The organism is Amycolatopsis sp. NPDC004368 (genome assembly GCF_053602515.1).
In genome coordinates this window covers 45,225-56,956 of sequence record NZ_JBSGDT010000017.1, presented here as the reverse complement: position 1 = coordinate 56,956, position 11,732 = coordinate 45,225, and the positions used below count along the sequence as shown (strand labels likewise).

Here is an 11,732-nt window from a genome sequence, read left to right as displayed (position 1 = left end):
GTATCGGCTTACAGGCCTTCGCCGGCCAGCAGCTGCTCGAACGGCAACGACGTCAGCTCGTCCGTCACTTCTGCTTTCGGCGCCGCGGAAACCAGCGCCGCCAGCTCACCCGCGGCCCGCTCGACGCGCCGCTGCAACGAGCCCGTCGCGCTCGTGCTGCCCCAGTCCGACGAAGCGGCGTACACGCCCGTCGCGACCGAATTCGCCCGCAGGTAGGCGAAGAGCGGGCGCAGCGCGAAGTCGAGCACCAGCGAATGCCGTTCCGTGCCACCGGTCGCCGCGAGCAGCACCGGTTTCCCGTCGAGGGCTTCTTTGTCCAGGATGTCGAAGAAGGACTTGAACATCCCGCTGTAGGAGGCGGTGAACACCGGCGTCACGGCGATCAGGCCGTCGGCCCGCGTGACCGTGTCGATCACTTCCTTCAGCTTGGGGCTGGGGAAACCGGTGAGCAGGTTGTTGGTGACGTCCGCGGCGGTGTCGCGCAGCTCGATCACCTCGACGACCGTGTCGGGGCCCAGTGCGGCGCGCGTCGCGTCCGCCAGCCGGTCGGCCAGCAGCCGGGTGGACGACGGCTGGCTCAGCCCGGCGGTGACCACGGCGATGGTGCGTGCGGTCATTTCTTGCCTTCTTCTCTCCGGAAAACCGGGTCAGACGAGGGTTTCTTCGGTGGCGGCAGCGGCTTTGAGCGACTCGTGGGTCGGGGCCTCCGGCACGTGCGCGGGGCGCATCGCCTCGAGCTCCTTGCGCAGCACCGGCACCACCTGCTCGCCGAGCAGGTCGAGCTGCTCCAGCACGGTCTTCAGCGGCAGGCCGGCGTGGTCCATCAGGAACAGCTGGCGCTGGTAGTCGCCGAAGTGCTCACGGAAGGTCAGCGTCTTCTCGATGACCTCCTGCGGGCTGCCGACGGTGAGCGGGGTCTGCGAGGTGAAGTCCTCCATCGAAGGACCGTGCCCGTACACCGGCGCGTTGTCGAAGTACGGCCGGAACTCGTTCCACGCGTCCTGCGACTTCGGGCGGATGAACGCCTGCCCGCCGAGGCCGACGATGGCCTGGTCGGCCTTGCCGTGACCGTAGTGCTCGTAGCGCTGGCGGTAGAAGCCGATCAGCTGCTGGTAGTGGGAGGTCGGCCAGAAGATGTGGTTGGCGAAGAAGCCGTCGCCGTAGTACGCGGCGAGCTCGGCGATCTCCGGGCTGCGGATCGAGCCGTGCCACACGAACGGGGGTACGTCGTCGAGCGGACGCGGAGTCGAGGTGAAGCCCTGCAGCGGCGTGCGGAACTGGCCTTCCCAGTCCACGACCTCCTCGCGCCAGAGCCGGCGCAGCAGCGCGTAGTTCTCGACCGTGAGCGGGATGCCCTGGCGGATATCCTTGCCGAACCACGGGTACACCGGGCCGGTGTTGCCGCGGCCGAGCATGAGGTCGACGCGACCGTCGGCCAGGTGCTGCAGCATCGCGAAGTCCTCGGCGATCTTCACCGGGTCGCTGGTGGTGATCAGCGTCGTCGAGGTGGAGAGGACGAGCTTCTCCGTCTGCGCGGCGATGTAGCCGAGCATCGTGGTGGGCGACGAAGGCACGAACGGCGGGTTGTGGTGCTCGCCGGTCGCGAAGACGTCGAGGCCGACCTCTTCGGCCTTGAGCGCGATCCGGACCATCGCCTTGATGCGCTCGTGCTCCGACGGCGTGGTGCCGTTGGTGGGGTCGGTCGTGACGTCGCCCACCGAGAAGATTCCGAACTGCATGACCGCTCCTCAGCCGGTTGTGCTTTCTTGCTTGGTCAACTGCTCGCGTGGAAGAAGTATTCCGCGGTGACCATACCGGTGACCTGGCGCACGCCCCCGGCCGCACCCCTGGGCCACGGGACTCTCGCCACACCGGGGCCCGAGGGCGCGGAAGCTGTCGGGGTGTGCGGATATCCTGCAGTACGGTGTCGGCTCGGGGCCTGCCCTCCGGCACCACCGCGGCCGGGCGAAACCCCAGCCGACCAGCGTGAACAAGACCAACCGCACCACCAGCCTCGACAACGCCGTACAGCGAGCCAAGATCCGGGAGAGCGACCTCGTGACTGCTGAGACTCTGTACGGGGCCGACGACCTCACGCACCTCGAGGGCCTCGAAGCCGTCCGCAAACGCCCCGGGATGTACATCGGCTCCACCGACAGCCGTGGCATCAACCACCTGTTCTCCGAAATCGTGGACAACTCCACCGACGAGGGCGTGGCGGGACACGCCACGCGCATCGTCGTCACCATCCACGCCGACGGCAGCGTGCAGGTCGACGACGACGGCCGCGGCATTCCCACCGGCATCCACGCGAAGTCGGGCCTTTCGGGCGTCGAGCTCGTGCTCACGCGGCTGCACGCCGGCGGCAAGTTCGGCGGCTCGGGCTACAAGACCTCCGGTGGCCTCCACGGCGTGGGCGCGTCGGCGGTCAACGCGCTGTCGCACCGCTTCGACATCACCGTGAAGCAGGACGGCAAAGTGCAGCAGATGTCGTTCGCGCACGGTGTGCCCGGCACGTTCGACGCGCCCGGCCCCAAGGCGAAGTTCACCCGCCACTCCGGCCTCACCCTCGTCGGCAAGATGAAGCGCGGCGAGCGCAGCGGCACGTCGATCCGCTACTGGTACGACGCGCGCTACTTCGAGACGGGCGCGGCGCTCGACGTCGAGGGCGTGCGCACGAAGCTGCGCAACACGGCGTTCCTGGTGCCCGGCGTCACCTACGTGCTGCGCACGGCACTCGAGGACACTATCAACGAGGAGACCTTCCACTACCCCCACGGGCTGGTGGACATGGTCGACTTCCTCACGCCGTCGGGCGAGAAGCCGGTGTGCGGCACGATCGTGATCACCGGTGAGGGCACGTACAAGGAGAACGCGGCCGACGCCAACGGCGTGATGCAGTCCAATGTAGAGCGCCACGCCGAGATCGAGGTGGCGCTGCGCTGGGGCACCGGCTACGAGCGCACGGTGGAGTGCTTCACCAACACGATCCGCAACGTCCACGGCGGCACCCACCGGCGTGGTTTCGACCGCGCCGTCACGCGCGCGCTGCAGGACGCGATCGGCAAGACCCGCGGGCTGCTCAAGCCCAAGGAGGACCCGCCCACGCTCGAAGACGTGCTCGAGGGCATGACCGCGGTGATCCACGTGCGCCTGCCCGAGCCGCAGTTCACGTCGCAGACCAAGGACGAGCTGTCCACGGCCGGCATCACGCGCGTGATCCAGGGAGTCGTCGACAAGCACGTGAAGGCGTGGGTCGAGGACCGCAAGACCAAGTCCGAGGCCAAGGTCGTGCTGCAGAAGGTGGTCGACGCCGCGCGCGTGCGGCTCACCCAGAAGCAGCAGAAGGACGCCGCGCGGCGCAAGACGGCGCTGGAAGGCGCGGCGATGCCGCCGAAGCTCGTCGACTGCCGCACCACCGGTGTGTCCCGCAGCGAACTGTTCCTCGTCGAGGGTGACAGCGCACTGGGTTCGGCGCGGATGGCGCGTGTGTCGGAGTACCAGGCGCTGCTGCCGTTGCGGGGCAAGATCCTCAACGTGCAGAAGGCCTCGCTGGGCGACACGCTGAAGAACGCCGAGATCGCGTCGATCGTGCAGGTGCTCGGCGCCGGCACCGGCCGCACGTTCGACCTGTCGACGATGCGCTACGGCCGCGTGATCCTGATGGCCGACGCCGACGTCGACGGTTCGCACATCCGCACCCTGCTCATCACGCTCTTCGCGAAGTACATGCGCCCGGTGATCGAAGACGGCCGGCTGTACGCCGCGATGCCGCCGTTGCACAAGCTCGTGACGAAGGGCCGCAACCCGGAAACCCACTTCACCTTCACGCAGCGGGAGATGGAGACGAAGTTCGCCGAGCTCGAAAAGGCGGGCAAGAGCATCGTCACGCCGGTGCCCCGGTTCAAGGGCCTCGGCGAGATGGACGCCGACGAGCTGTGGGAAACCACCATGAACCCCGCCAGCCGCTCCGTCCGCCGCATCACCATGGACGACGCCGAAGCCGCCGAAAGCGCCCTGGAGTTGCTCATGGGCGAAAAGGTCGAGCCCCGGCGCAACTGGCTCGTCGCCTCCTCCGACCGCGTCGACCGCGACGCCATCGACGTCTGAGTTTTTCGCAGCTACCAAGGAGTTCTCCCGTGGCACGCCGCAAGGGCACCACCACCAAGGTCGATCCCACCGCGTTCGACTCCGCCGGCGCGAACGTCTTCGACAACTCGCTGAAGACGGAGATCGAAGACTCGTACCTGGAGTACGCGTACTCGGTCATCCACTCCCGCGCGTTGCCGGACGCCCGCGACGGGTTGAAGCCGGTGCACCGGCGGATCCTGTACTCGATGAACGAGAACGGCTACCGGCCGACGCACGCTTACGTGAAGTCGTCACGCGTGGTCGGCGACTGTTTCGTCCGGGGCGCACTGGTCTCCACGCCCGCCGGGCTGCGGCCGATCGAGGACATCGAAATCGGCGACGACGTGCTCGACGCCCGTGGCCAGGCCGTGACCGTGACCGAGGTCTACGAAAACCCGGCCTCCGAACTGGTCCGCGTCACCTGGTCCAACGGGCACACGATGCTCGTCACGCCAGGCCAGCGATTCCGCACGGTGGCCGAGGATTCGACCCTCACCTGGACCGCCGCACGCGACCTCACCGACCGGCTGACTGTCGCTTACGGCAAGGCACGGCGGGATACCGGGCTGGATCTCCAGGTCCGCCGCGAAGGTCTGCTCGGAAACGAGTTCGATTCCGCGGAGACCGTCCCGGCGGCCGTTCTCGGCGACCGCTCACGCTGGGCTCCGTACCTCGCGGCGCTGTTCGACCGCGAAGACGACCTCGGCGAGAACGCCGAGATCGTTTACACCGGCACAAACGAAAAGTTCGTCCGCCAAGTTTACGCGATGCTCGCGGATCTCGGAATCCACAGTCGGCACTGGACGAATCCGGAGACTGGTCTGCTCGGCCTGTCGGTCGACGGATCCGACGTCTCCGCACTGGCTCCGATCCTGAGGCCGGGGAGCGAAGCCGGCGCTTCGTTGTCGGCAGTGAGCGGCGCGAAAGTCCGCTACGGCAAGGACCGCCACGGCACCGCGCTCGCCGATCGGTCGTTCCCGCTCGCCCGCGCCCGTCAGGACGGCTGGATCGACAAGCTGCGCCGCATCGGCTCCCCCCTGGCCGATCGGCTCGATGCATTGAATGGTTATTCATTTCTCGAGGTCGTTTCGGTTGAACCCGTGGCGCCGGATGTCACGTACGACATCCAGGTCGGCGCCGACGAGCACACGTTCGTCACCGAGGGCTTTGTCGTCCACAACTGCATGGGTAAGTACCATCCCCATGGCGATGTCGCGATCTACGACGCGATGGTGCGGCTCGCACAGGACTTCTCGCTGAACGTGCCGCTGATCGACGGGCATGGAAATTTTGGTTCCCCAGACGATGGCCCGGCGGCGAGTCGATATACAGAGGCTCGTATGTCGCCCGAAGCCATGCTGCTCGTCGGGGAGCTGGGCGAGGACACGGTCGACTTCCGGCCCAACTACGACGGTTCCCTCGAAGAGCCGACGGTACTTCCCGCGGCTTACCCGAACCTGCTCGTCAACGGCACCTCCGGCATCGCCGTCGGGATGGCCACCAACATGATCCCCCACAACCTCGGCGAGGTCATCGCCGCGGCGCGGTGGCTGATCACGCACCCGACGGCCACGCTCGACAAGCTCATGGAGTTCGTCCCCGGCCCCGACCTGCCCACCGGCGGCAAGCTGCTGGGGCTGGACGAGGTGCGCCGCGCGTACGAAACCGGGCGTGGCGTGGTGCGGATGCGCGCGACGTGCGAGACCGGGCCGCTGGAGGGCAGCCGCGGGCGGCAGGCGATCACGGTGGTCGAGCTGCCGTACGGCGTGGGCCCGGAGAAGGTGATCGAGAAGATCACCGACGAGGTCAACAAGTCCAAGCGGCTCACCGGCATCGCCGACGTCAAGGACCTCACCGACCGCGAGAACGGCACGCGGCTGGTCATCGAGTGCAAGGTCGGCGTGAACCCGCAGGCGCTGCTGGCGGACCTGTACCGGCTCACGCCGCTGGAGCAGTCGTTCGGCATCAACAACCTGGTGCTCGTCGACGGGCAGCCGCAGACACTCGGGCTCAAGGAACTGCTCGAGGTCTTCCTGCGGCACCGCTACGACGTCGTCACGCGGCGCACGAGCTACCGGCGCCGCAAGCGCGAAGAGCGGCTGCACCTGGTCGACGGTCTGCTGATCGCGCTGCTGAACATCGACAAGGTCATCAAGCTCATCCGCGAGAGCGAAAACGCGCAGGCCGCCAAGGACGGCTTGATGACGCGCTTCAAGCTGTCCGAGATCCAGGCCACCTACATCCTGGACACGCCGCTGCGCCGCCTCACGAAGTACGACCGGCTGGAGCTGGAGAGCGAGCAGGAGCGGCTGCGCGAGGAGATCGCGGAGCTCACGAAGATCCTCGAAGACGACTCGGTGCTGAGGAAGCTCGTGTCCGCGGAGCTGGCGAAGATCGCGAAGGACTTCCCGACCGAGCGGCGCACGGCGTTGATCGACGGTGACCTCAAGGAGGTGCTGGCGGCCTCGAAGCCGTCCGGGCCGCTGGAGGTCGCCGACGATCCGTGCCAGGTGATCCTGTCGGCCACCGGGCTGGTCGCGCGGACGGCGGCGGAGTCGGAGGAGTCGTCGGAGGTGCGCCGGCGCAACGGGCGCGTGAAGCACGACGCCGTGTCGGCCATCGTGCACACGACCGCGCGCGGGCAGGTGCTGCTGGTGACGAGCCGGGGCCGGGCGTTCAAGACGGACGTGCTGCCGTTGCCCGTGCTGCCCGAGCAGGCGGGCACGGTCTCGCTGCGCGGGGGCATGGCGGCGCGTGAGCTGGTGCCGTTGGAGAAGGGCGAGACGGTGATCGGCGTCGCGCCGCTGGGCGAGCAGGCGGCCGGGTCGCCGGGTCTGGCGATCGGCACGCGCGCGGGCGTGGTGAAGGTGGTCGCGCCGGAGTGGCCGGTGCGAAGCGACGAGTTCGAGATCATCACGCTCAAGACCGGCGATGAGATCGTCGGCGCAACGTGGCTCACGGACGGCAACGAGACGCTGGCGTTCATGTCGTCCGAAGCGTCGCTGCTGCGTTTCGCCGCGTCGCTGGTGCGGCCACAGGGGTTGAAGGGCGGCGGCATGGCGGGCATCAACCTGGGTGCCGGCGCGTCGGCGGTGTTCTTCGGCGCGGTGCGCACCGATGACGACGACCACGGTGAGCCGATGGTCGTCACCGCGACGGGTCAGTCGGTGAAGGTCACGCCGTTCAGCGAATACCCGGCGAAGGGCCGCGCGACGGGCGGCGTGCGCGCGCACCGGTTCCTGAAGGGCGAAACCGCGGTCACCGTCGCCTGGATCGGCCCGCGGCCGGCCGGCTCGGCCCGCAACGGTGACCCCGTGGAGCTGCCCGAGGTCGACCTGCGCCGCGACGGCTCCGGCCACGCCCACCCCGGCCCGGACGTCGTGGGCCACACCATCGAGCGAGACTGAGGTTTCTCCAGGCGGGGCACTTGCCAGGTGGCGGGTGCCTCGCCTTTTTCCTGTCCACCTATCGTGCGACGCGTTATGTATCGCCTTCCGATACGTGGGAGCCATGGCCAGCACCCGCACCATGTCCGAGCAGGCGTTTTTCATCCTCACCGCCAACGACAGGTGGCGAACGCGCGGGTGGCGCACCGGAGGCTGGGGCTGGGGTTCGCCGGGGAGGGATTGTCGTGAAAGAACTCGAGCTTCGTTATCGCCGCCTCTTGCGATTGCTGCCGGCGCGGCGCCGGCGCGGATCACCGGGGTCCTGTGGCTCACGTGGCCACCGGAGATCGCCCGAGTCGCACCGCCGGTCACGTTCGTCCTCGGCCTGCTCCGGCCGCCTGCCCTGGGCGCACTCCTGGCGGGCCACAAGAACCTCGCGGCCGTTTTCTCCGCGGCGGGCATCGTCGGCACGATCCTGCGCCTGCCGAGCAGCGGAGGTGTGCTCCTGCTGCAAATCGCCACTCTGGCAGCGATACTGGCGCACCCGCGGCCCACGATCGTCCACACGCGACAGTGGCTGTTCGCCACCGCCGCCACCGCAGCCTTGGCGTTCGGCACCCGGTGGCTCGGCGTCGTGGACGACGTCGCGGTGGCCCATCCTCCCCGCCGCGGCGGGCCTCGCGTTGCTCGGGCCGGCTCACCGCGATGTCCGCACAACCTGGCCGACCGCGGCGGCCGTGGTGACACTCGCCGAGCCGGCCACCCTGCCGACGGCCGTCGGACAGTTCGTGCCGATCACGTGGGGGGTGCTCTCCACGTTGGTGATCGTCGGCGCTGCCCGGTCTGCTCCGCAGCCGGCTGACCAGCACCGCTGTCGAACAGGAGTGACCGAGACCTACCGTCTGTGCCGCCCGCCACTCTTTACGTGAGGAGTTAAGTAAGGCTAACCTCACTTCGATCACCGGATCGAGGGGGACGGGAATGAGCACCGACGAGCTGACGCGCGTCCGCAAACCGCCGCGGGTGGGGAAGGTGCGGCGGTGGCTGAGGCGGAAGCCGGTGCGGCGGGCGTTGGTCGTCACGCACCGCTGGACGTCGCTGGTGCTCGGGTTGTTCCTGGTCCTCGAGACGACGTCCGGGGCGGTCCTGCTGTACCGCGGGGAGTACTTGCGCTCGACGCGCGGCGACTTCTACCGCCATACGCCCACCGAGCACCCCATCAGCCTCCAGCAGGCGCGGGACATCGTCGCCGCCGCGCACTCCGACTTCTCCCCCGCATGGGTGAGCCACGACGGCGGCGTGATCGCGGTGGGTGATCCGGACTACGCCGTGGCGTACGCGGTGGACCCGGGCACTGGGCGGATCAACGGGAGCGCCCGCCTGGAAGACGGGGTGATGGGGTTCCTGGCGAACGTCCACGACTGCGGCCTCACCTGCGACGGCTACCCGGGTTACCTTTCGTGGCTGGCGAAGCCGGTGCCGACGATCGGGTTCGCGTGGCCGCCCGGCACGAACTGGGGGCTGTTGCTCGTGGTGGTGCTGGGGTTGCTGATGGTGTTGCTCGCGGTCACCGGCATCGTGGTGTGGTGGCCGGGGATAAGGCGGCAGTCGCACGGATTCCGAGTCCGCACAGGGAAAGGCCGGTTCGCGCGGGACTACGACCTGCACAACGTGATCGGCATCGTCGCGGTGCCGTTCGTGTTGATGTGGGGCGTGACGGGGGCCGCGTTCTACCTGCCGCCGGTCAAGGACGCGTGGCTGGCGGCGACGGGTGGGGTGCCGGCGGATCCGCAGAAGTACTCGTTCACCGCGAACGCCGCGAAACCCGGCGCACCGGAGATCGGCATCGACGAGGCGGGGCGGGCGGCGCTCGCGAAGACGCCCGGTGAGATCCGCTACCTGGTCACACCCCAGGACGGTTACTACAGCGTCTCCATCGCCGGCGCGGGCTACCAGCCCTACTGCGCACGGCCGTTTTTCGGGGGCGACCACACCGTGTACGTCGACAGCCACGACGCCACCCATGTGTCCGATGTGGACGCCAAGCCCGAGCCGGGCGCGAACTCGTTCTACGACAGGGTGTTCGAGCCCGCCCACTTCGGCTGGCTGGTCGGGGGCTGGTGGCGCATCGTCTGGTTCGTCCTCGGGCTCACGCCGCTGGCACTGATGCTCACGGGGCTCTCGACCTGGCTGTTCCGCAGCGGCTCGAAGCGCCGGCGCCGCAAAGCCCGCAAGGTCACCCAGGTCCCCGCGTGATCGAAACCCTGGCCTTCGCCACCACGGTGGTCTGCGTGGCCGGCGGGCTCGCCGTGCTCGGCACCGGGCTCGCCGGCCGCTACCGCCGCCGCCGGACCCTTCCGGCACTCGCCGTCGTACAGCTGGCCCTGATCGTCCAGGTGGTGGCCGACGTCGCCGGCCTCCTCGGCGGCGACCGGCCTGCCGAACCGGGCACGCACCTCGCTTACGTCGCCACGTCACTCCTCCTGCTGCCCGCAGCCACGGCGTGGTCCGCCCCGGAGAACGGCCGGTGGGGTGCCATGGTCCTCGCGGTGGCGCTGCTGGCCGTGGCGGTGGTCGTGGTCCGCGCCCAGACCACCTGGCGCCCGGCTTGAAACAACCGGCAGGAAAGGCCGCCCCGGGGCGCAAACCCCGAGGCGGCCTCCGAGCCGGGCTCGCCGCCGCGTCAAGGCGGCCCGGCGCGGTTCGCGGCGGAGGTCAGGCGATCCTGAACGACTGCGCCGCCCCGCCGTTGCAGGTGGATTGCACGAGTTGCACGCTGTCGGCCGTCGAGCCGCCGGGTACGGTGAGGCACTTGCCGGTGTGGCGGGCGGTCAGGTGGTAGTAGCCGCCGCCCTCCGAGACGGGCAGCCACTGTTGGTTGGCGCCGCCGCTGTAGGACCAGAGCTGGATGCCGGCGTTGTCCGCGGTGGACACATCCTTCACGTCGAGCACTTCGGCCGCGTTGCCGCGGTTGTTCACGCGCACGTAGCCGTCGCTGGTCGGCTGGAACTGGTACTGCTGCGCGTTGGTGCTGTTGCAGGTGTACTGCTGCACAACGGTTCCGTTGTCGGTGCCCGCCGCGGCCGCGTCGACGCACTTGCCGGTGGCCTTGTTCATCACCGGGTACCACGCGGTCGGCGAGATCCCGTCGGCCGGTGGCGTGGTGGTGCCGCTGCCCCCGCCGAGCCAGCGCAGGCCGTCGAGCACGAAGCGGTTCTGGTCGGGGCTGGCGAACGTCGACGACAACGAGGTGTTGGTCTCGTAGTTCATCTTGTTGTGGCCGAAGTTGGCGTAGATCATCTTGTAGTTCTTGTTCGTCCACATGATCGGGTAGTACCCGCTATACCACGTCTGCGACGGGTCGTCGCCCACCGGGAACGTGCCCGGGTCGAGCGAGGCCAGGATCGAGATGTTCGGGTTCTGGCGCAGGTCCTTCTGCCAGGAGTACCACTCGCTGACCGACGACTGGATCGTCGCCGGCAGGTTCACCGTGGACGGGTGCGTGCGGTTCTCGATCTTCAGCGTCTCGCCGGTCGGGCCCCACGAGTTGGACACGAACCGGCCGGTGCCGAGGAAGTCGTTGTGGAACCAGTTGGCGTACGAGGGCGTGAGTTCGTCGTTGTAGGCCGTTACGTGGAAGCCGAAGAAGCCGCCGCCGGAGTCCATGTAGCGCTTGAACCCGTCGTACTGCGCCTGCGACTGCGGCGCGTCGTCGAGGAACATCACCACGTTGGCCTGGGCCGTGGTGAGCGAGGTGAGCTGGTTCCAGTTCGTGGTGGCCGTGAACGTGTAGCCGTTGGCCGCCGCCTGCTGCTGGAACCACGGGCGCGCTTCAGCCTGAAAGGCGAAGTGCGCCGGGTCGAAGTTGCTGCCCGTGTAGAACGCGAGCACCTTGAACGGCGTCGCCGCGGCGGCGTGGGGCGTGAGCGCGGGTGAACCGTACGCGAGACCGAGGCACGCGGCGAAGAACACCAGCGCTTTCCCGATCAGCCCGAACGGGCGTCGTTTCGCGGACATGGGGATCCTTCCGGCGGGGGTTGGGGAGGGAGAGGAAGGGTTACTTCTGGTGCATCACCACAGCGCGCGCTTCCGGTCGCCGACGTTCATCGGCTGCCGGGTCGGCGCTGCGTATCCGGCTGCTCCTCGTCGAGACACCAAACTTCACGCCTTGAATTAATACACAGGTTTCACAAGTGGTCCAGACCTTCACGACGA

Annotated in this window: 8 protein-coding genes; 5 read left to right on the top strand and 3 right to left on the bottom strand. The window is 68.5% G+C overall.

Annotated elements, in window-relative coordinates; all coding sequences use genetic code 11:
* Positions 1 to 8 precede the first annotated feature (8 nt).
* Together ACWEOE_RS23390 and ACWEOE_RS23385 are read right to left on the bottom strand one after the other, a co-directional pair.
* Positions 9 to 617, bottom strand: coding sequence for an FMN reductase (locus ACWEOE_RS23390; RefSeq protein ID WP_452012492.1), 609 nt, complete (start codon positions 615 to 617; stop codon positions 9 to 11).
* 30 nt (positions 618 to 647) lie between these two features.
* Positions 648 to 1,739 carry an LLM class flavin-dependent oxidoreductase gene (locus tag ACWEOE_RS23385; RefSeq protein WP_452012490.1) on the bottom strand — a complete coding sequence of 364 codons (1,092 nt, stop codon included), beginning with the start codon at positions 1,737 to 1,739 and terminating at the stop codon, positions 648 to 650.
* A gap of 319 nt (positions 1,740 to 2,058) precedes the next feature.
* Here ACWEOE_RS23385 and ACWEOE_RS23380 point away from each other — a divergent pair, with 319 nt between their 5' ends.
* The 5 genes from ACWEOE_RS23380 to ACWEOE_RS23360 all read left to right on the top strand — a co-directional run bounded on the left by ACWEOE_RS23380 (position 2,059) and on the right by ACWEOE_RS23360 (position 10,129).
* Complete coding sequence (locus ACWEOE_RS23380) at positions 2,059 to 4,110, top strand: DNA gyrase/topoisomerase IV subunit B (RefSeq protein WP_452012657.1); 2,052 nt, start codon at positions 2,059 to 2,061, stop codon at positions 4,108 to 4,110.
* Positions 4,111 to 4,139: 29 nt separating this feature from the next.
* A complete protein-coding gene (locus tag ACWEOE_RS23375; RefSeq protein ID WP_452012489.1) occupies positions 4,140 to 7,538 on the top strand; it encodes a DNA topoisomerase (ATP-hydrolyzing) in 3,399 nt (1,132 codons plus the stop codon).
* A 103-nt stretch (positions 7,539 to 7,641) separates the two neighbouring features.
* Entirely contained in the window at positions 7,642 to 8,379 is a 738-nt protein-coding gene (locus tag ACWEOE_RS23370) for a hypothetical protein (RefSeq protein ID WP_452012488.1), read from the top strand.
* Between the two features lie 119 nt (positions 8,380 to 8,498).
* Positions 8,499 to 9,773 carry a PepSY-associated TM helix domain-containing protein gene (locus ACWEOE_RS23365; RefSeq protein WP_452012486.1) on the top strand — a complete coding sequence of 425 codons (1,275 nt, stop codon included), beginning with the start codon at positions 8,499 to 8,501 and terminating at the stop codon, positions 9,771 to 9,773.
* Positions 9,770 to 10,129, top strand: coding sequence for a hypothetical protein (locus ACWEOE_RS23360; protein ID WP_452012485.1), 360 nt, complete (start codon positions 9,770 to 9,772; stop codon positions 10,127 to 10,129). Before ACWEOE_RS23365 ends, ACWEOE_RS23360 begins: the two co-directional genes overlap by 4 nt.
* A gap of 103 nt (positions 10,130 to 10,232) precedes the next feature.
* On the opposite strand, the gene ACWEOE_RS23355 is transcribed toward ACWEOE_RS23360, so the two are convergent.
* Positions 10,233 to 11,534 carry an RICIN domain-containing protein gene (locus ACWEOE_RS23355; RefSeq protein ID WP_452012483.1) on the bottom strand — a complete coding sequence of 434 codons (1,302 nt, stop codon included), beginning with the start codon at positions 11,532 to 11,534 and terminating at the stop codon, positions 10,233 to 10,235.
* Positions 11,535 to 11,732: the final 198 nt, after the last annotated feature.